The following is a 20,886-nucleotide window of genomic DNA, read 5'->3' on the forward strand; positions in this document are numbered from 1 at the left end:
ACGCGCTCCGAGCCTACGAGAATCGTACGTACGAGAATGCCGAGCAGCATGCGGATAACCATCCCCGACATCCGCCACCGCGTCAAGCACCACGTCGCGTCCGGAGAGACAGACCACAACACCGACACCGCGACGACAGTCGCCGCGCCGCCCGCCGGGACGCCAGACAAGCATGCGCCACCCCGCCGGCGACGGCCATGTGATCATGGTCCGGTCGATGCCGGCGGGGTGGCAGGGAACCGATCAGCCGGCCGCGGCGGGCGGGCCGCCGACCTGGCCGCCGTCGAGGGCGGTGTAGAACGCCGACACCACCGGCGCGGCCGACTCGGCGCCGAACCCGCCGTCCTCGATCACCACCGCGACGGCGACGTCGCCGCGGTAGGCGACGAACCAGCCGTGCGTGGGCGGCGGGTTGCCGTCGGCGTACTCGGCCGTGCCCGTCTTGCCGTGGACGTCGCCGGGCATCGGGACGCCGGCCGCGGTCCCCTCGGTGACCACCGCGCGCATGAAGTCCCGCAGCGGCCCCAGTGCCTCGGCCGGGAGGGGGTTGCTGCGCGGGGACTCTCCGACGACGAACGGCTGATGCCAGGTGCCGCTGGCCACCGCCGCGGCGACGCTCGCCATCTGCAGCGGCGACGCGGCCACCCGCCCCTGCCCGATCGAGGCGGACGCCGACTCGACGGCGTCGCGCGGGGTCGGGAACGAGCCGCCCACGCTGGCGATCGGCAACGGCTCGGAGCTGTCGAACCCGTAGAGCTTCGCGGCCCGCTCGAGCGCGTCGTCGGGCAGCGACTGCTCGAGCCGGATGAAGGCGGTGTTGCAGCTCTTGGCGAAGACCGTCCGCAGCGGGATGGCCCCGAACTGCTCCGCCTCGGCGTTCTGGAACTCGCGCCCGCCGACGCTCACCGTCTGCGTACAGTCGATCATGGTGTCGGCGGCCTTGCCGCTCATCAGCGCCGCGGTAGCCGTCACGATCTTGAAGGTGGAGCCCGGCGGGTAGGAGCCGCGCACCGCCCGGCCGTAGCCGTTGAGCGGGTGGTTCACCGCCGCCAGCACCCCGCCGGTACGGGTGTCGATCGCGACGAGGGCCCCGTTGGGGCGCGACGCGGTCCCCAGCGCCGCCTCCCCCGCGCGCTGGACGTCCAGGTTGATGGTGGTGCGGATCTCCTCGCCGTTGCTGCTCGGGTAGGTCTTGAGGGTCTCGACGGTCTCGTTGCCGTCGGTGCGCACCACCACCGAGCCGCCCTGCGGCCGCAGCCTGGCGTCGTACACCCGCTGCAGGCCGGACGCCGGATCGACCCGGCCGACGAGGTTCCCGGCGAGCTCGGGGCTGCCGTCCAGCGGCCGCCCGTTGACGTCGAGCAGGGCGCCGCGCTCGCCGGTGGACGCGGCGCGGTCGAGGCGCAGGCCGGGCTTGAGGGACGGGTGCACCGAGGACGGCCGGGCCCGCACCTTCCACTGCCCGCCGCCGGTGTCGACGAGGGCCAGCTCACCCACGTAGGCCAGCGGCTCGGCGAAACCGGCGAGCGTCAGCTTCGCGGTGTACGGGACGGTGGCGCTCGTGCCCGACCGGGTCAGCTCGCCGGGGACGAGCTCGGCCCCGGTCACCGAGAGCCGGTCGCGCACGTCGCCCATCAGCCCGACAAGGGCACCGACCGCGATGTCGCCGTCGGTGCTGAGGGCCGTCACGGCGGCGCCCGCCCGCTCCCGGACCTGCCCGGCAGCTGCCGGCGCGGCCGATGCTGCCGGTGCGGCCGTCGCCGGCGCGCCCGCGGTGCCGCCGCCCGGGTCACCCGCCGCCGGTTCCTCGGCGGCCGGCGCGGTCGTCAGCGTCTTCCAGGCGTCCAGGTAGGCGTGGGCGACCGCGGCCACCCGGCGGTCGGCCTCACGCGCGTCGGAGCGGGACTTCAACCAGTAGGCCACCCCGCCGCCGACCGCCAGCAGGACCACAACGAGCGCGACGATGAGTGCGTTACGCCGGCCGCGGCCCCGGCCTCGGCGGCGTGACATGGACGGGCTGAACCCCGTCGGGGTGAGAGGCACGACGGCTCGCCTCCCCCCTCGCTCGGAGAACCGCCTGACAGGACCGTGCGGCCCGACCACACCCTACGAACGGCTAACCCGCTCCGCATCCGACGCGCCGTCGCTCGTCGGCAAGCCGACACGCGGATGCACTGATGGTGGTAACACGGAGGACCACGCCGACCGACCGGACGTTCGGCTTAATCCACCCGATCCGTTGCCAGCCCGGACCGGATCGCCGCGGCGGCGGACTCGTCCCGGGGCGCCCCCCACGGGGGCACCGGCTCGCCCGTCGGCGCCGGCAGGATCTGGCGCAGCACCGGCCGACGGGCCGGCCAGGACCGCCACTCGCGCGGGTAGCCGACCGAGACCTCCTCGAACCGCACCCCGTCGTACCAGGTCGTCCGCGGAATGTGCAGGTGCCCGTAGACCACGGCGGCGACGTTGTAGCGGGTGTGCCAGTCCGCGGTCAGCTCGGTGCCGCACCACTGGGCGAACACCGGGTAACGCAGGATCCTGGTCGGCTCCCGCACCAGCGGGAAGTGGTTCACGAGAACGAGCGGGACGTCGCGCGGGCACGCGTCGAGCCGCCGCCGGGTCAGCTCGACCCGGGCCCGGCACCAGTCGTCCCGGGTCGGGTACGGGTCGGGGAAGAGGACCGACTCGTCCGAGCACACGATGCCGGCCTCGTAGGCGGCGGCGAGCGCCTCCTGCTTGGTCGAGGTGCCCTCGGGCCGGAACGTGTAGTCGTAGAGCAGGAACATCGGCACGATGCGCGCCGGGCCGCCCTGACCCGTCCACAGTGGGTAGGGGTCCTCCGGGGTGAGCACGCCGAGCCCGGCGCACAGGTCGACCAGGCGCCGGTAGCGCGCCTCGCCGCGCAGCGACGTCTGGTCCCGCCCCAGCGTCCACAGCTCGTGGTTGCCCGGTACCCACACGACCTGCGCGAAGCGGTCGGCGAGCAGCCGCAGCGCCCATTCGACGTCCTCGTAGAGCTCCCCGACGTCGCCGACGACGAGCAGCCAGTCGTCGGGGCGGCCCGGGCGCATCGCCTCGACGATCGCCCGGTTGTCGGGGTGGCGGACGTGGATGTCGCTGGTGGCGAGCAGCCGCCCCTGTGTGGTCGCCGGCATCCGGCCCGGCGTGGTCGATTGCATCACTGACGATCGTCGCACACCGGCCGCCCCGGGCCCGGAGCGAGAACGGAACCAGTGATGTGGCCCACGTCGCCGCCCCGGACGCCGCCCCGGATGTGTCAGGAGGCCTCGAGGCGCTCCAGCAGCAGGCGGCGGACGGCCGCGGCGTCGGCCTGGCCGCGCATCGCCTTCATGACCGCGCCGACCAGCGGGCCGACGGCGTTCACCTTGCCGCCCCGCACCTTCTCGGCGATGTCGGGCGCGCCGGCGATCGCCGTGTCGACCGCGTCGCGCAGCGCCGAGTCATCGGAGACCACGGCCAGGCCACGGGCGGCGATGACCTCGTCGGCGGAGCCGTCACCGGCGAGCACCCCGTCGATGACCTTGCGCCCGAGCGCGTCGGTGAGCTGCCCGGCCGCGACCAGCTCGCAGATCCGCGCCACGTCAGCCGGGCCGATCGCCAGCTCGCGCGGCTCGACCCCGGCGTCCGCCGCGCGCCGGGCGAGCTCGTTGAGCCACCACTTGCGGGCCGCGGGCGGGCTGGCCCCGGCCGCCACCGTCGCCTCGACCAGGTCGAGCACCCCGGCGTTGCGCATCTCCTGGATGTCGCGCACCGTGTACCCGTGCTCGGCGATGAGCCGGACGCGCCGCTGCGCCGGCAGCTCCGGCACCACCGCGCGAACGGCCTCGATGTACTCGTGCGTGAGCGCGAGGGGCGTCAGGTCCGGCTCGGGGAAGTACCGGTAGTCGGTCGCCTCCTCCTTGGACCGGCCCGACGACGTCCGCCCGGAGGCCTCGTCGAAGTGCCGGGTCTCCTGCACGACCCGGTCGCCCGCGTCCAGCAGCGCGGCCTGCCGGACGATCTCGAACCGCACCGCCCGCTCGACCGAGCGCAGCGAGTTCAGGTTCTTCGTCTCCGACCGGGTGCCGAACGGCGCGTCGGGCTCACCGGGCGCGGGCCGCAGCCGCAGCGAGACGTTCGCGTCGCAGCGCAGCGAGCCCTGGTCCATCCGGACGTCCGAGACGGCCAGCGCGCGGCACAGCTCACGCAGCTCGTCGACGTAGGCGCGGGCGACCTCCGGCGAGCGGATGTCGGGCTCGGTGACGATCTCGACCAGCGGGATGCCGGCGCGGTTGTAGTCGACCAGCGAGTGGGTCGCCCCGTGGATCCGACCGGTCGCCCCGCCGACGTGCAGGGACTTGCCGGTGTCCTCCTCCATGTGCACCCGGGTGATCCCGACCCGGTGGATCTCGCCCTCGACCTCGACGTCGAGCCAGCCGTTCGAGCACAGTGGCTCGTCGTACTGGCTGATCTGGAAGTTCTTCGGCATGTCCGGGTAGAAGTAGTTCTTCCGGGCGAACCGGCACCAGGACGCGATCGAACAGTTCAGCGCCAGCCCGATCAGCGTCGCGAAACGCACCGCGGCCTCGTTGACCACGGGCAGCGCGCCGGGCAGGCCCAGGCAGACCGGGCACACCTGGGTGTTCGGCTCCGCGCCGAAGGCGGTCGCGCACCCGCAGAACATCTTGGACGCGGTGCCGAGCTCGACGTGGGTCTCCAGCCCGATCACCGACTCGTACCGGGCGGTGGCGTCCTCGTAGGACGGGGTGGCGATGACGGGAGCCGATGTGCTCACCGGGATGACTCCTCTTCGATGCCGTCGACGCCGTCTTCCTCACCCGCGGCGGGCGGGCGGGGAGCGGAGCGGGTGTCACGGACGTGGACGTAACTCAGCGCGATCGCGGCGGGCAGCCCGATGATCCCCCAGACCAGCAGGATCGGGCTCAGCGTCAGGCCGCCGAGGACGAGCACCAGGAGCGTGAGCCCCCAGACGATCAGCAGCAGTGCGCGGTCCTGCCGGCCGCTGCGCAGCCCGGCCATGTCCCTCCTCGTCCTTACTTTCCCGACCTTCCCCGGCTTCCCCGGCTTCCCGGTGTTCCGGGTGCCGGCGCTAGAGCGCGGGTGCCTCGTCCAGCAGCGGATGTCCGCGGCGCGCCTCCAGGGCGGCCTCGAGCGCTCCGCCGACCAGGTAGAGCCGGTCGTCCGCGAACGCCGGGGCCATGATCTGGATGCCGGCGGGCAGCCCGCCCACCAGGCCGGCCGGCAGGCTCATCGCCGGCCCGCCCGCCAGGTTGGACGGGATCGTGCACAGGTCCGACAGGTACATCGACACCGGGTCGTCCACCTTGTCGCCGAGCGGGAAGGCCGGCGTCGGCGTGGTCGGCGAGACCAGCACGTCGGCCTTCTCGTAGGCGGCGGCGAAGTCGCGGCTGATCAGCGTCCGGACCTTCTGCGCCTGCCCGTAGTAGGCGTCGTAGTAGCCCGAGGACAGCGCGTACGTGCCGAGCATGACCCGCCGCTTGACCTCGGCACCGAAGCCGACGTCGCGGGTGTGGCTCATGACCTCCTCGGCACCGGCCCGGCCGTCGTCCCCGGCGCGCAGCCCGAACCGCATCGCGTCGAACCGGGCCAGGTTGGACGAGCACTCGCTCGGCGCGATCAGGTAGTACGCCGCCAGCGCGTAGGTGAAGTGCGGGCAGCTCACCTCCACGACCTCGGCGCCGAGACCGGCCAGCTCCTGGACCGCCGCGTCGAACGCCGCCTGCACACCCGGGTCGTAGCCCTCACCGGAGAGCTCGCGCACCACGCCCACCCGCAGGCCGCGGATGTCGCGGCGCGCGGCGGCCTCGACCACCGGCGGCACCGGCAGGTCGACGCTGGTGCTGTCCAGCGGGTCGTGCCCGGCGATCGCGGCGTGCAGCAGGGCGGCGTCGCCGACGGTGCGGGCCAGCGGCCCGGCCTGGTCGAGCGAGCTGGAGAACGCGACCAGGCCGTAGCGGCTCACCCCGCCGTAGGTCGGCTTGACCCCCACCAGCCCGCACACCGCTGCCGGCTGGCGGATGGACCCGCCGGTGTCGGTGCCGATGGACAGCGGCGCTTCGAAGGCGGCGACCGCCGCCGCGCTGCCACCGCTGCTACCGCCGGGGATGCGGGTGAGATCCCACGGGTTGCGGGTCGGCCCGTACGCCGAGTTCTCGGTGGACGAGCCCATCGCGAACTCGTCCATGTTGACCTTGCCGAGGATGACCACGTCGGCGGCGCGCAACCGGGAGACCACGGTCGCGTCGTACGGCGGCCGCCAGCCCTCCAGGATGCGGCTGCCGCAGGTCGTCGGCATGCCCCGCGCGGTGAGCACGTCCTTGAGCGCGAGCGGGACGCCGGCGAGCGGGCCGAGCTTCTCCCCGGCGGCGCGGCGGGCGTCGATCGCGCGGGCGGCGGCGAGCGCGCCCTCGGCGTCAACATGCAGGAAGGCGTGGACGGCCTCGTCGACCTTGGCGATGCGGTCGAGCGCGGCGAGGGTCGCGTCCTGCGCGGACAGCTCGCCCGCGGCGATCGCGGCCGCCGTCTCGGCGGCGGTCAGCCGGACGACGTCGTCCGTGCGGCGGGGGGCGCCCGCGCCGGCGGCAGCCGCGGCGGCAGGCGTTGAGGTGCTGGAAACGTCGGTCATGTGCGGCCTGGTGCCCCTCACTCGTCCGGATCGAGAATGCGCGGCACCCGGAACCGGCCCTCCTCGGCGGCGGGCGCACCGGCGAGGACGTCGGCGGCCGGCAGCGACGGGCGGGTCACGTCCGCGCGGAAGACATTGGTCAGCGGCACGGCGTGCGAGGTCGGCGGGATGTCCGCGGCCGCGACCTCGGAGACCCGCGCGACGGCGCCGAGGATCGCCTCGAGCTGCGGCGCGAGCGCGTCGAGCTCGGCGTCGGACAGGGACATCCGCGACAGGCGGGCGAGGTTGGCTACCTCGTCCCGGGTGATCGCCATTCCGGTGGACCCCTCGTGGGCGGTGGGCACAGGCCCGAGATCGGTCAGGTCGTCGCGCGCCGTCGTGCGGGTGGTGGCCCGGTGGTGGCCACGACCGGCGGCAGGCCGCTACCGGCGACCCTGACCGCGGCCCGGCCGGCTGGGCGCCGGACGACTGCCGCGCCGGTTGCTGCCGGCGGTGACATGCCGGCGAACACAACGTCGGCGTTCCCCACATCGTACGGCCCACCACCCCACCCCGACTCATCCGTGGCGGTTGGCGACACGGCATGGGCGCGGCGGGCGTCGGTAGGGCGGCGCGACACGCGGGCGTGACCCGGCGGCCACCGTTCCGTCACGCCCCTTGCGCATGCTCAACCACATGTCGTACCTGCTCCGGCTCCTGCTTCCCGATCATCCCGGTGTGCTGGGAGCGGTGGCCACGGCACTCGGTGCCGCCGGCATCGACATCGTCAGCCTCACCGTGGTGGAGCACACACCGGCCGGGGCGGTCGACGACCTGATCGTGCTCCTGCCCCCGGGCGGCCTGGCCGAGCGGCTGTTCACCGCGGCCCACTCCGTGCCCGGGGTCTCAGTCGAGTCGCTGCGGCCCTACCAGGCCGACGGCGCCGGGATCAGCGAGGACCTCGAGCTCGTCGACGCGCTCGCCGAACGCCCCGCCGACGCCGTGGCCGTGCTGACCGACCTGGTCGCCGGGGTCTTCCACGCCGACTGGACGCTGCTGCTCGAGTACCTGGGGCCGGGCGACGTCCGGGTCCGGGAGGCCTCGGTGGGCGCGCCGAGCCTGGGCGGCGACGACCTCGGCGTTCCGGAGCGGGTGCGCCTCCCGCTGCCCTGGCTGCCGCTGCGCGCGGCGCGTCGCGTCGTGCCGGACGACGGCGAGTTCCCGGCCCGCTGGGAGGCGGTCAACATGGAGCTCGCCGCGGCCCCGGTCGGGCACGAACGGCTGGCCGTCCTGGTCGGCCGGCCGGGAGGCCCCGCGTTCCGCTCCTCCGAGGTGGCCCGGCTCGCGCACCTGGCCGGCATCGCCGCCACCCTCGCCCGCACGGCCGGCCCCGGCCGCTGAGCACGGCTGCGCGCCGCTGACCGCGGCTGCCGACCGCGGCGGTGCGGCCGTTTCCGCCGACGCGGCGGCGAGCCACGGGGTGAGCAGCACCGCGGGCAGCGCGGGCGCCACGTGCCACCCCTGGGCCGCGTCCGCGCCGAAGCCGGCCAGCCGGCGCCATTCGACGGGAGTCTCCACGCCCTCGGCGACGACCCGCAGCCCCAGGTCCGCGGCCATCCGAACGACCGCGCGGACGAAGTCGGCGTCGCGGTCGGCGCCCGCCATCCGGCCGATCACGGTCCGGTCGATCTTGATCTCCTCGAACGGCAGGCGCCGCAGCGCGTCGAGGGAGACCCGGCCGGTGCCGAAGTCGTCCAGGCTGACCCGCACACCGAGGTCCGCCAGGTCGCGCAGCGCCCCGGCCGGCTCGTCACCGTCCGCGGTGACGGCGCCCTCGGTGACCTCGAAGGTCAGCGCCGTGGCCGGCAGGCCGGTCTCGGCCAGCGCGGCCGCGACCGAGCCGACGAAGCCGGGGTCGCGCAGGTCACGCGCGGACGCGTTCAGCGCGACCGCCACCGGGATCCCCGCCGCGTTCCACCGGGCGACCTGCGCGAGCGCGCGGCCCATCACCCACGACGTGATCGGGCGGATCAGGCCGGCGGACTCGGCGAGCGGGACGAAGACTCCCGGCAGCAGCAGCCCCCGGCTGGGGTGCCGCCAGCGCAGCAGCGCCTCGACCCGCCGCACCCGCCCGTCGGCGATCTCCGCCTGCGGCTGGTAGTGCACCTCGAGCTGTCCGTGCTCCAGGGCGTAGCCGAGTTCGGCGGTCGTCCGGGCCCGTAGCCGGGCACGGCTGGCGTCACGCGGCCCGTAGGCCTGGACGCCGAGGTGGTGCTCCTTCGCGGTGTACATGGCGAGGTCGGCGCACCGCGACAGCGCGGGAAGGTCGCCGCCGTGGTCCGGGTAGAGCGCGACCCCGACGCTCGCGTCGACGTCGCAGAACTGCCCGTCGATCTCGTACGGGGCACGCAGCACGCCTCGGACGCGCCCGGCCACCTCCCCGACCACCGTCCGGCCCGCCTCGCCGGCCGGCAGCGCGGGCAGCAGGACGGCGAACTCGTCGCCGCCCAGCCGCGCGACGACGTCACCGGGGCGCAGCGCGGCGGTGAGCCGGGCCGCGGCGACGACCAGCAGCCGGTCGCCGACCTCGTGCCCCAGCCGGTCGTTGACCTCCTTGAACCGGTCCAGGTCGAGCAGCAGCAGGCCGACCCGGCAGCCGGTCCGCTCGGCCGCGCGGAAGCTGGCGGCCGCGCGCTCGGCGAGCTCCGCCCGGTTCGGCAGCCCGGTGAGCCCGTCGTGGCGGGCCTCGTGCTCCTTCTGCCGGGAGACCTCACCGACCCGGGCCACCACCAGCAGCGCCGGCAGCAGCAGCGGCACCAGCCAGGCGCTTCGCGCCGCGGCGACCACCACCAGCGGCGCGAGGGACAGCGTCGCCACCCCGCCCGCCACCCGGCGCCGCAGGTCGGCGAGGGGAGCCCGGTACCCGGCGTGGGCACGGCCCCCGCCACGGCCGGCCGCGCCGCCGACGGCCGCGCCGCCGACGGCCGCCGGCCCGCGCGGGTGCGTAGGCAGGCCGAGCAGGTCGTCGACGGCGAACAGCGCGAGGCCGGCGAGCGCGACCTCGGGCAGATCCCCGGCCCCGAGATCGGCTCCGAGGCCGTACGCGGCCACCACGGCTCCCGCCGCGCACAGCGCCAGCGAGCGGCGCCCGACGACCACCATCACCCACCGCGGGCGCGCGCCCCGCACGAGCTCCAGCAGGACGCCGACGACCAGGTGCGCCGCCAGCGCGGGCGGCGTTCCCCAACCGAGCAGGAGCGCGAACAGGAAGGTCATCGTGAGATCACTGCCGCCGGCGCCCGGCCCGCCCGCTCGGCGCCGGGCACCCAGCGCGCCCGCCGGCAGACCGGCCGGCCCGAAGGCGCCCGGCCAGGCCCCACCGACGGGCACCGGCTGCGACCCGACGAGAAGGGCGAGCCCGGCGATCAGCACGAAGGCCACGCCCAGGTTGTCGAAGGCACCGCGCCAGCCCCCGGCGACGGCGACCACCGCGGCCGTCAGGCATCCCGCCGCGCCGACCGCGGCCCCCCACCCGGCCCCTGGCTCCGGCGGCACGCCGCCGGCTCGCGGGGCGCGCATCAGCGGCGACCGGAACGGCCCCGCGTCGATCCCTCGACGTGTCGGGGACGGGCGCACCGACGCCCGGCCACACCGACGAGAACATGACGGAACATATGAGTGCTCACCGTAATGAACCTTTCGCTGCCAGGATGCGAAGGTTACCCGTCGACCTCCTCGAGCACGGCGAGTGCCCTAGCCGCATCCGCTCCGTCACGGAGAAGCACGGCGAATCCGGCTTCGTCCAGGAGCGGGATCTTCAGGGTGCGGGCCTTGTCGTACTTCGACGCCCCGGGATCGGCGCCGGCGACGACGAACGTCGTCTTCTTGCTCACCGAGCCCGTCACCTTGCCGCCGCGGGACTGCACCGCCTCGGTCGCCGTGTCCCGACTCCAGCCGTCCAGGGTGCCGGTGATGACCACCGCGACGCCGTCCAGCGGCCCGGGGCCCTCGCCGGCGCCCTCGTCGGCCAGGCGGACCCCGCCCGAGGCGATCCGGGCGACGATGTCGCGGTGCCGCGGGTCGGCGAACCAGTCGACCACCGCGTCGGCGATCTTCGGCCCGACGCCGTCGACGGCCGCGAGCCGCTCGGCGGGCGCCGTCGCGATCGCGTCGAGGGAACGCAGCTCCCGGGCCAGCCCGCGGGCGGCCGTCGGCCCGACGTGACGGATCGACAGCCCGACCAGCAACCGCCACAGCGGGCGGTCACGAGCCGCCTCCAGGCCGCGCAGGATCTGCTCGATCTTCTTGTCGGCGAAGCCACGCAGCCCCTCGAAGGACTCCGGGGCCAGGTGGAAGACGTCGCCGATGTCGTGGATCCGGCCCTCCGCGAGCAGGACCGTCGCCGTCTCGTAACCGAGCCCGTCGATGTCGAGCGCGCCGCGCGACGCCAGGTGGAACACCGACTCCCGCAGCTGCGCCGGGCACGAGACGGTGTTCGGGCAGCGGATGTCGACCTCGCCCTCGGGGCGGACCAGCTCGGTGCCGCACTCCGGGCAGTGCGTGGGCATCACGAACGCGCGCTCGGAACCGTCACGCAGGTCGACGACCGGGCTGACGATCTCGGGGATGACGTCACCGGCCTTGCGCAGCACCACGGTGTCGCCGATCAGGACGCCTTTGCGACCCACCTCGTCGATGTTGTGGAGGGTGGCCATCGCCACCGTCGACCCCGCCACCTTCACCGGCTCGAGCACCCCGAACGGGGTCACCCGGCCGGTGCGGCCGACGTTCACCTGGATGTCGCGCAGCCGGGTGGTGACCTCCTCCGGCGGGTACTTGAACGCGACCGCCCAGCGGGGGGCCTTCGAGGTGGCGCCGAGGCGACGCTGCTGGCCGAAGTCGTCGACCTTCACGACGACCCCGTCGATCTCGTGCTCGACGTCGTGGCGGTGCTCGCCCCAGCGCCGGACGAAGGCGAGCACGTCCTCCACCGAGGCCATCACCTCGTGACGGGCGGAGACCGGCAGCCCCAGCTCGGCGAACCGCGCGTACGCGCCCGACTGGGACGCCACGTCGAAGCCCTGGTGGGCGCCGAGGCCGTGCACGATCATGTCGAGCGGACGGCTGGCGGTGACCCGGGGGTCCTTCTGGCGCAGCGACCCGGCGGCGGCGTTGCGCGGGTTGGCGAACGGCGCCTTCCCCGCCTCAACCAGCGCGGCGTTGAGCTCGGTGAACCGCTCGGTCGGGAAGAACACCTCGCCGCGCACCTCGAGCAGCTCCGGCACGGCCGGGCCGCACAGCCGGGACGGCACGCTCGCCAGGGTCCGCACGTTGGGCGTGATGTCCTCCCCCGTGCGACCGTCACCGCGGGTGGCCGCGCGGACGAGCCGGCCGCCCTCGTAGACGAGGTCGACCGCCAGCCCGTCGATCTTCAGCTCGCACAGCCACGCCGTGACGGGCTGCTCCCGCGCGGCGCGCGCCGCCCAGGCGTGGAACTCCTCGTCGGTGAAGACGTTGTCGAGTGACAGCAGCCGTTCCAGGTGCTCGACCGGGGTGAACAGCGTCGAGTAGGAGCCGGCGACCTTCTGGGTCGGCGAGTCCGGGGTGCGCAGCTCGGGGTGCCGCTCCTCGATCGCCTCCAGCTCGCGCATAAGCGCGTCGTACTCGGCGTCGGCGACGGTCGGCTTGTCGAGCACGTAGTAGCGGTAGGCGTGTTCCTCCAGCTCGCGGGCCAGCTCGGCGGCCCGGCCACGCTCGTCGGCAGCCAGACCAACCTCGTCGGCGGCCAGGCCGCGCTCGTCCACGCTCACTGTGGAGATTCCACCAGGACCCGCGCCGCCTCACGGCAGTGCCGCAGCGCGGCGCGCGCGTCACCCACCCTGGCATTGGCCAGACCACACGTCGGTGTCACGGCCACCACCTCCCCGAGTAGTTCCGGAGCGAACCCCAGCCGACGCCACAGGTCGACCGCCACCGCGACCGTACGACGGGGGTCCGACAGGTTCCCGGCGCCGTCCGTCGGCACCAGGCCGAACATCAGGCCGACGCCCGCCTCGACCGCCTCGCCGACCGCGTCGTCCTGCGCCCGGGTGAGCAGGGTCGCGTCGAGGCCGACGAACCGCGCGCCGGCCCGCCGCAGCAGGTCGAGCGGCACGTCCGGCGCGCAGCAGTGCACGCCGGACGCGGCGACCGACGCCGCCCCGGTCACCGCGGACAGCACGCCGGCCAGCCGCTCGGTCGCCGGCCCCTCCTCTACGGCGGGCAGGACGGAGAACCCGCTGGGAGTGCGGATGTGGCCGGCGAGCATAGCCGGCAGCGACGGCTCGTCGAGCTGGACGAGCATCCGGGCACCCGGAATCCGTCGCCCCAGGTCGGCCAGGTGGGCGACCAGCCCCTCGGCGAGCGCCTCCGCCAGGTCCCGGGCCGCGCCCTGATCGGCGAGCGCCTTGTGCCCGCGCGGCAGCTCGACCCCGCCGGCCAGCGTCCAGGGGCCCGCGGCCGACACCTTGAGCGGCCCGGTGTAGCCGGCGGCCGCCTCGGTGAACGCGTCCAGATCCCGGGCGAGCAGGTCACGGGCCCGGCGCAGGTCCAGGCCGGGCCGCGGCACCAGCCGCCACCCGGACGGCTGGAAGTCGACCGGCAGGTCCACCAGCAGCGCGCACGAACGGCCGATGATGTCGGCGCCGACCCCGCGGCCCGGCAGCTCCGGCAGGAACGGCAGGTCCGGCACCTCCCCCAGGACGTACCGCGCGGCCTCGACCGGGTCGAGATCCGGCAGCGACCCGACCCCGGAGGCCGTCCCGGGCGGCCAGGGGATGCCCGCCCGCTCGGCGGTCCCGTCGCTGCCCAGCGGTGAGACACCCTCCCCCGGCACGTCCCGGATCGGCTCCGGGCCCGCGCCCCGCTCAGTGGCAGACCACGTCATCACCACATCGACTCCTTAGATTCCGGCCGCGACCCCAGGCCACGGCCGGCGAACAACACCCACCAGAATCACTCGCCAGAATCACCCACCAGGATCGCCCGTCAGGATCACCCGTCGGAACGACCCGCCGGCGGAACCCCTCGGATGACTCGCTGGCAGGACCCGTCAGCACGCGGCAACCGCGCCCGGCGCATCACCGAAGGCGCGCCGCAGGCCACACGAGCCACTCCGGCCAGGCGGGCGGCCGGGCTTCGGGCGGGCCCGGTGCCTCAGGCCGCCAGGGAGCGGATGCGCCCGCCGCCGAGCACCCGGTCGCCGTCGTAGAAGACCACGGCCTGGCCCGCCGCGGTGCCGCGCACCGGCTCCGCCAGCCGCACGTCGAGCTCGTCGCCCCGGGCCGTCACCACCGCGGGGACCACCCCGCCGTGCGCCCGGACCTGCGCGGTGCACGACACCGGCCCGTCATGGGGCCAGACCATCCGCTCCGCGACCAGGCTGCGCATGTCCAGCGCGCTGGACGGGCCGACGGTCACCGTCGACGTCGCCGGGGAGATCTCCAGCACGTAGCGCGGGCGGCCGTCCGGCGCGGGACGTCCCAGCCCGAGCCCCCGGCGCTGCCCGACCGTGAAGGCGTACGCCCCGTCGTGCTCGCCGAGGGTCTCGCCGGTCTCCGCGTCGACGACCGGGCCCGGGCGCGGCCCCAGGCGCTCGCGCAGCCAGGCGCCGGTGTCCCCGGAGGCCACAAAACAGATGTCGTGGCTGTCCGGCTTGTCGGCGACGGCGAGGCCACGGCGCGCGGCCTCCTCGCGGACCTGGGCCTTCGTCGAGTCGCCGAGCGGGAACCGGGCCGCGGCGAGCTGCTCGGGCCGCAGGGTGCCGAGCACGTACGACTGGTCCTTCGCCGGGTCCACCGAGCGGCGCAGCGTGCCGTCCTCGTCCAGCCGGGCGTGGTGCCCGGTGACGACCGCGTCGAAGCCGAGCGCGAGCGCCTTCTCCAGCACCGCGGCGAACTTGATGCGCTCGTTGCAGCGCACGCAGGGGTTGGGCGTGCGCCCGGCCGAGTAGTCGGCGACGAACTCGTCGATGACCTCGGTCTCGAAACGCTCCGCGAGATCCCAGACGTAGAAGGGGATGCCGAGCACGTCGGCGGCACGGCGGGCGTCGCGGGCGTCCTCGAGCGTGCAGCACCCACGGGCACCGACCCGGTCCGAGGCGGGCGAGCGCGACAGCGCCAGGTGGACGCCGGTCACGTCATGGCCGGCGTCGACGGCCCTGGCGGCGGCCACCGCCGAGTCGACGCCGCCCGACATGGCCGCGAGCACCCTCATCCGGCTCACGATCCCACCCCTCGTCCACACCGCCGGCTCGGCGGGCGCTCCCGCCGCCGGCTCATCGACTCACCCCGCGCTCAGACCCGCGAGCTCACCGGCGCGGCTGGCGCGCGCCACCACCGGACCGATCACGGCGACCAGCGCGTCGACGTCCGCCGCCGACGAGCCGTGCCCGAGCGAGAACCGCAGCGACCCACGGGCGTGGGCCTCACCGGCGCCCATCGCCAACAACACGTGCGAGGGCCGCGCCACTCCCGCCGAGCAGGCCGAGCCCGTCGAGCATTCCACCCCGTGCGCGTCGAGCAGCATCAGCAGCGAGTCGCCCTCGCAGCCGGGGAAGGTCAGGTGTGCGTTTCCGGGCAGCCGGCCGGCGCCGGGGGCGGCACCGTTGAGCGTCGCCCCGGGCACCTCGGCCAGCACCCGGCGCACGAGGTCGTCGCGCAGCGAGGCCAGCCGGACCCGCTCGGCGGGCAGCTCCGCCGCGGCGGCGGCCGCCGCCGCGGCGAAGGCGGCCACTCCCGGGGTGTTGAGCGTCCCGGAGCGGACGTCGCGCTCCTGCCCGCCGCCGTGCGCCAGCGGCTCCACCTCGACCCCGCGCCGCACGAGCAGCGCGCCCACCCCCACCGGGCCGCCGATCTTGTGCGCGCTGATCGTCAGCGCGTCCGCCTCACTGGCGGCGAACGACGTCTCGATCTGCCCGAACGCCTGGACGGCGTCGGTGTGGAACGGGATGTCGCGAGCGTGGGCGACCCGGGCCAACTCGGCGACCGGCTGGATGGTGCCCACCTCGCTGTTCGCCCACATCACCGAGACGAGCGCGACCGAGGCCGGGTCGGACTCCACCGCGGCGCGCAGCACCTCGGGGGCGACCAGGCCGGTCTCGTCCACCGGCAGCGTCTCCAGCACCGCCCCCTGCCGCCGGGCCAGCCAGGACGCGGTGTCCAGCACCGCCGGGTGCTCCACCGCGCTGACCAGGATCCGGCGCCGGCGCGGGTCGGCGGCGCGGCGCGACCAGTACAGCCCCTTGATCGCCAGATTGTCGCTCTCCGTGCCGCCCGCAGTGAAGATCAGGTCGGACGGCCGCGCGCCCAGCACCTCGGCCAGGGACTCCCTCGACTCCTCGACGATCCGGCGGGCGCGCCGACCGCCGGCGTGCAGCGATGAGGCGTTCCCGGCGTCCGTCAACACGGCGGTGAACGCCGCGACGGCCTCCGGGCGCATCGGCGTGGTCGCCGCGTGGTCGAGGTAGGTCACGTCTGTAGAGGGTAGCTGCCACTCGGGCGCCCCACCCGGCCTCGGGACGACCGCCCGAACCCGGCCGCGCACCGGGCCGGGGCACCGGTTGGCCCGGGTCCGGGTCCGGGTCCGGGCGGGTCAGAAGTCGCCGGCACCGCGCCGCAGGTCGGTGAGCAGCTCGACGAGGTCCCGCACACCGCTGTCAGGAAGCCCGGGGTCGGCGAACACCGTGTCGTTGAGCTTCTCGGTGGCCGCGAGCGCCGTCGCCCGCCCGTCCTCAGTGATCTCGGCGAGGATCGCGCGCCGATCCGTCGGATGCGGCAGGCGGCGCACCTGCCCGCGGGCCTCCAGCCTGTCCACGGCGCTGGTGACGCTGGTCGGGTGCACCTGCAGCAGGCTCCCGATGCGGCTCAGCGGCAGCGAGCCCTTGCGGCTGAACAGCAGGAGCATGAGCAGCTCGTAGCGGGCGAACGTGAGATCGAGGGGCCGCAGGACCTCGTCGACCCGGGCGAGCAGGATCTGCTGCGCGCGCATCAGCGAGGTGACGGCGGCCATGCCGTCCGCGACGGGCCCCCATCCGTGGGCGGTCCACTGCCGGTGCGCCTCCGCGATCGGGTCGGTCGGAAGCGGTTTCGGCTGTGACACGGGTGCAATATCTCCAGGACGGGATCGTCGGGCCGGCAGACCATCGACAGCGGAGCCATCAACAATAGCCATTCCGGCGTACGACCGTTGCATCCGGGAACGGCGATGCTGGCAACGTTGGCGATGCCGGCAACATGAAGGCCACACAGCGCGCCCAGGTGCGCATCCCCGCCGACGCCCGGATCGACGTCCGACCGACATCTGGTGATCGCCTGATGATCGACGAACCAGGTGGCGTGGGTGCACACGCTCGACGCGCCGCTGCCCGCGCACCGGCACCGGCCCGCGGTCACGTCATCAGATGTTACGCCTGTACTGTCCGCCGACCTCGAAGAACGCCGCGCTGATCTGGCCCAGGGAACACACCCGCACGGCGTCCATCAGCACCTCGAAAGTGTTACCGCCCGCCGCGGCGACCTGCCGCAGCCGCTCGAGAGCCTGCTGGGCGGGCTCGCGGTTACGGCTGGTGAAGTCCGCCAGGCGCCGCAGCTGGGACTGCTTCTCCTCCTCGGTGGCCCGGGCGAGCTCCAGCGGACCGGCTCCCTTGTCGTCGGCGTCCGGCCCGATGAAGGTGTTCACCCCGATGATCGGCAGGGAGCCGTCGTGCTTGCGCCGCTCGTAGAGCATCGACTCATCCTGGATGCGCCCGCGCTGGTAACCGGTCTCCATCGCGCCGAGAACACCGCCCCGCTCGGAGATCCGCTCGAACTCGGCCAGCACCGCCTCCTCGACGAGGTCGGTCAGCTCGTCGATCACGAAGGAGCCCTGCAGCGGGTTCTCGTTCCCGGCGAGCCCCCATTCCTGATCGATGATCATCTGGATGGCCAGCGCCCGCCGCACGGACTGCTCCGTGGGCGTCGTCACAGCCTCGTCGTAGGCGTTGGTGTGCAGGCTGTTGCAGTTGTCATAGATCGCGCACAATGCCTGCAATGTCGTCCGGATGTCGTTGAAGTTCATCTCCCGCGCGTGCAGCGACCGACCCGAGGTCTGCACGTGGTACTTGAGCTTCTGGGAGCGCTCCGCCGCGCCGTAGCGCTCGCGCATCGCGACCGCCCAGATCCGCCGGGCCACCCGGCCGATCACGCTGTACTCGGCGTCCATGCCGTTGGAGAAGAAGAACGACAGGTTGGGCGCGAAGTCGTCGATCCGCATTCCGCGCGCCAGGTAGGCCTCGACGTAGGTGAACCCGTTGGCGAGCGTGAACGCGAGCTGACTGATCGGGTTCGCCCCGGCCTCCGCGATGTGGTAGCCGGAGATCGAAACCGAGTAGAAGTTTCGGACGCGGTGATCGATGAACCATTCCTGCACGTCCGCCATGCAGCGCAGGGCGAACTCCGTCGAGAAGATGCAGGTGTTCTGGCCCTGGTCCTCCTTGAGGATGTCCGCCTGCACGGTGCCGCGCACGTTCGCCAGCGCCCAGGCTGCCACCTCGGCCGTCTCGGCCGCCGACGGCTCGCGCCCGTTCTCCGTCCGGAACAGCTCGAGCCGCTGGTCGATCGCGGTGTTGAGGAACATCGCCAGAATCGCCGGGGCCGGGCCGTTGATCGTCATCGAGACGCTCGTCGTCGGCGAGCACAGGTCGAATCCCGCGTAAAGCGCCTTCATGTCGTCCAGCGTCGCCACGGAGACCCCGGACGTCCCGATCTTTCCGTACACGTCCGGGCGGGGGCCCGGGTCCCGCCCGTAAAGCGTGACCGAGTCGAACGCTGTACTCAGCCGGGTCGCCGGCGAGTCGGCGGAGAGCAGGTGGAACCGCCGGTTCGTGCGGAACGGGTCGCCCTCGCCGGCGAACATCCGCGCCGGCGCCTCACCTGCCCGCTTGTACGGGAACACGCCCGCGGTGAACGGGAAGAGCCCCGGCAGGTTCTCCCGCCGCAGGAACCGTACGAGGCGGGCGTCGTCGTCGATCCGCGGCACCGCCACCCGGGGGACGGCGGTACCCGACAGCGTCGTGCGCCGCAGCGGGGTGCGGATCTCCCGGTCGCGCACCGTGTAGACCATCTCCTCGCCGGACCGCTCGGCGACCAGGGCGGGCCAGCCGTCGAGCAGCTCGCGGGTCCGCGCGTCCAGCGCCGCGTCAGCCGCGTCCCGGAGGCTCCGCAGCCGCGCCAGCGCGTCACCCGGACCGCCGGCGCCATTCGAGCTCGCGTGATCCGCCTGGGCGCCGTCGAGCTCGGCGATCGCCGTGGACAGGTGCTGGCGCCGGCGGGCGAGCTCGGACAGCTCCTCGGTGTGCGCGTGGTAGCCGCGCACCGCATCGGCGATCTCCGCGAGGTAGCGGACCCGTGCCGGCGGCACCACCGTCGTCAGCCCCGAGGAGACACGGACGTCCACCGCCGGCAGCCGGCCCGGGACCACGCGCAGCCCGCGCTCGCGCAGCAGGTCGCGCAGGAACTGGTAGAGCGCGGTCACCCCGTCGTCGCTGAACCGCGCGGCCGAGGTGCCGAACACCGGCATCTCCTCCCAGGAAGCGCCGAAGTCCTCCCGGTTGCGCACTATCTGACGCGCGACGTCGCGCCGCGCGTCCTCCGCTCCGCGGCGCTCGAACTTGTTGACCGCCACGACATCCGCGAAGTCGAGCATGTCGATCTTCTCGAGTTGGGACGCGGCCCCGTACTCGGGGGTCATCACGTACATCGAGACGTCACAGAAGGGCACGATCGCCGCGTCGCCCTGGCCGATGCCCGGAGTCTCCACGATGATCAGGTCGTACCCGGCGGCCTTACAGGCCGCGATGATGTCGGCGAGGTGCTCGGGCAGCTCGCGCCCCGCGCCGCGGGTGGCCAGCGAGCGGAAGAAGACCCCGCTCCCGTGGACGCCACTCCCCTGGGCACCGTTCCCCTGGCGGCCCTTCGCCGGACCGCCGTCCGCCGGGCCGCCGCCGTCGGGCTCACCGCCGAGGAAGCCGGCTCCCAGCGCGTTCATCCTGATCCGGTCGCCGAGCAGCGCACCGCCGCCACGCCGCCGGGTCGGGTCGACCGCGAGGACGGCGATGCGCAGGCCGTCTTCCTGGTCGAGACGGAAACGGCGCATCACCTCGTCCGTGAGCGACGACTTCCCGGACCCGCCGGTACCGGTGATGCCGAGCACCGGCACGGCCGGTCCGCGCTCGGCCGCCTCGCGCAGCGCTGCGGCCAGGGCCGGGTTCCGGCCGTCCTCGAGCACGGTGATCGCCCGGGCCAGCGCGGACTCGTCGCCGGCCCGCACCGCCTCGACCGCCGGCGGGCACGCCGCGAGATCGACGTCCCCGTCACGGACGATGCTGTTGACCATCAGGTGCAGGCCGAGCCGCTGGCCATCCTCCGGGGAGAAAATCCTCGCGACACCGCGGGAGTGCAGTAGCGCGATCTCGTCCGGCACGATGACCCCGCCGCCGCCGCCGTACACACCGATGTGCCCGGCTCCCCGCTCCCGCAGCCGGTCCACCAGGTAGGTGAAGTACTCGACGTGACCGCCCTGGTAGGACGAGATCGCGACCGCCTGCGCGTCCTCCTGGATCGCCGCCGTCACGATCTCGTCGACGCCCCGGTCGTGACCGAGGTGGATCACCTCGGCTCCCTGGGCCTGCAGGATCCGGCGCATGATGTTGATCGCCGCGTCATGGCCGTCGAACAGCGACGCCGCGGTGACGACGCGCACCGGCCAGACGGGCACGTGCAGGGCGGGGGCCTGCTGGCCCACCACGGTGGCTGCGCTCATGTGGCTTGCTCCCGAGGACGGTACGCGGACACCAACGACCGTCGTTGGCACTCCGATAGTAGGACGTCCATTTAACTGGGGCCACCGAGACCATGGACATGCGGGCGGCACAGGGGCGTCGAACCCGTCACACAGCAGGAGGACCGGTCGCCGTGACCTGGCGTTCCGGCATGACCCGAACCCTCCACGTTCCGGGTTCCGGCGCCGGTCCGAACGCTCCAGGGGCCTCCGCCGGGGGCTCCTTCTCACAAGCCTGACGCCAGCCGATGAGCCGAGCGAGCCGGAGCGCGCTCGCCGGCGGCCTGGTCACCAAGACCAGCGGGGGTGTCCTGCATGGCTGGCAGCCGAGCCGACGGGGCTGCCTCAGGCAACCGCCTCCGTCGCTCCGACATGGCCGTCAGCCG

13 protein-coding genes and 1 pseudogene are annotated in these 20,886 nt (G+C 74.1%); 1 reads left to right on the plus strand and 13 read right to left on the minus strand.

The window, feature by feature from the left end:
- Positions 1-243: 243 nt before the first annotated feature.
- The 6 genes from AC559T_RS32060 to gatC form a co-directional block, all read right to left on the minus strand.
- On the minus strand, positions 244-2,043 hold the full coding sequence (locus tag AC559T_RS32060) for a penicillin-binding transpeptidase domain-containing protein (protein WP_498871059.1): 1,800 nt from the start codon (positions 2,041-2,043) through the stop codon (positions 244-246).
- A gap of 179 nt (positions 2,044-2,222) precedes the next feature.
- Positions 2,223-3,155, minus strand: a complete 933-nt coding sequence (locus AC559T_RS32065) for a metallophosphoesterase family protein (protein WP_071060726.1) — start codon at positions 3,153-3,155, stop codon at positions 2,223-2,225.
- A gap of 122 nt (positions 3,156-3,277) precedes the next feature.
- Complete coding sequence (gatB, locus tag AC559T_RS32070) at positions 3,278-4,795, minus strand: Asp-tRNA(Asn)/Glu-tRNA(Gln) amidotransferase subunit GatB (protein ID WP_112107623.1); 1,518 nt, start codon at positions 4,793-4,795, stop codon at positions 3,278-3,280.
- Positions 4,792-5,040: a hypothetical protein gene (locus tag AC559T_RS32075; protein ID WP_112107622.1), complete on the minus strand. Its 249-nt coding sequence runs from the start codon at positions 5,038-5,040 to the stop codon at positions 4,792-4,794. Before AC559T_RS32075 ends, gatB begins: the two co-directional genes overlap by 4 nt.
- 70 nt (positions 5,041-5,110) lie before the next feature.
- Positions 5,111-6,667 (minus strand): Asp-tRNA(Asn)/Glu-tRNA(Gln) amidotransferase subunit GatA, encoded by a 1,557-nt coding sequence (gene gatA, locus AC559T_RS32080; protein WP_241831294.1) that lies wholly within the window; start codon positions 6,665-6,667, stop codon positions 5,111-5,113.
- Between the two features lie 17 nt (positions 6,668-6,684).
- Positions 6,685-6,981 carry an Asp-tRNA(Asn)/Glu-tRNA(Gln) amidotransferase subunit GatC gene (gene gatC, locus AC559T_RS32085; RefSeq protein WP_498871060.1) on the minus strand — a complete coding sequence of 99 codons (297 nt, stop codon included), beginning with the start codon at positions 6,979-6,981 and terminating at the stop codon, positions 6,685-6,687.
- Between the two features lie 361 nt (positions 6,982-7,342).
- Between gatC and AC559T_RS32090 the strand changes: the two are divergent.
- Positions 7,343-7,468: pseudogene (locus tag AC559T_RS32090) on the plus strand (ACT domain-containing protein); the annotation flags it as partial.
- 84 nt (positions 7,469-7,552) lie between these two features.
- Here the strand turns inward: AC559T_RS32090 and AC559T_RS32095 are convergent.
- From AC559T_RS32095 to AC559T_RS32125, 7 genes are all read right to left on the minus strand, one after another.
- Entirely contained in the window at positions 7,553-10,225 is a 2,673-nt protein-coding gene (locus tag AC559T_RS32095) for a putative bifunctional diguanylate cyclase/phosphodiesterase (protein WP_498871061.1), read from the minus strand.
- Between the two features lie 140 nt (positions 10,226-10,365).
- A complete protein-coding gene (ligA, locus tag AC559T_RS32100; protein ID WP_498871062.1) occupies positions 10,366-12,456 on the minus strand; it encodes an NAD-dependent DNA ligase LigA in 2,091 nt (696 codons plus the stop codon).
- Complete coding sequence (locus AC559T_RS32105) at positions 12,453-13,571, minus strand: methionine synthase (RefSeq protein WP_071060728.1); 1,119 nt, start codon at positions 13,569-13,571, stop codon at positions 12,453-12,455. Before AC559T_RS32105 ends, ligA begins: the two co-directional genes overlap by 4 nt.
- Positions 13,572-13,840: 269 nt before the next feature.
- The gene (mnmA, locus tag AC559T_RS32110; protein WP_071060695.1) at positions 13,841-14,899 is read right to left on the minus strand and encodes a tRNA 2-thiouridine(34) synthase MnmA; all 1,059 of its coding nucleotides are present in this window, start codon (positions 14,897-14,899) and stop codon (positions 13,841-13,843) included.
- 69 nt (positions 14,900-14,968) lie between these two features.
- Positions 14,969-16,156 carry a cysteine desulfurase family protein gene (locus AC559T_RS32115; RefSeq protein ID WP_498871063.1) on the minus strand — a complete coding sequence of 396 codons (1,188 nt, stop codon included), beginning with the start codon at positions 16,154-16,156 and terminating at the stop codon, positions 14,969-14,971.
- Between the two features lie 120 nt (positions 16,157-16,276).
- A complete protein-coding gene (locus AC559T_RS32120) occupies positions 16,277-16,783 on the minus strand; it encodes a MarR family winged helix-turn-helix transcriptional regulator (RefSeq protein ID WP_071060699.1) in 507 nt (168 codons plus the stop codon).
- A gap of 297 nt (positions 16,784-17,080) precedes the next feature.
- Positions 17,081-20,482: a methylmalonyl-CoA mutase family protein gene (locus tag AC559T_RS32125; protein WP_498871064.1), complete on the minus strand. Its 3,402-nt coding sequence runs from the start codon at positions 20,480-20,482 to the stop codon at positions 17,081-17,083.
- Positions 20,483-20,886: the final 404 nt, after the last annotated feature.

This window comes from Frankia sp. Hr75.2 (assembly GCF_949319125.1).
Lineage (GTDB): Bacteria > Actinomycetota > Actinomycetes > Frankiales > Frankiaceae > Parafrankia > Parafrankia soli.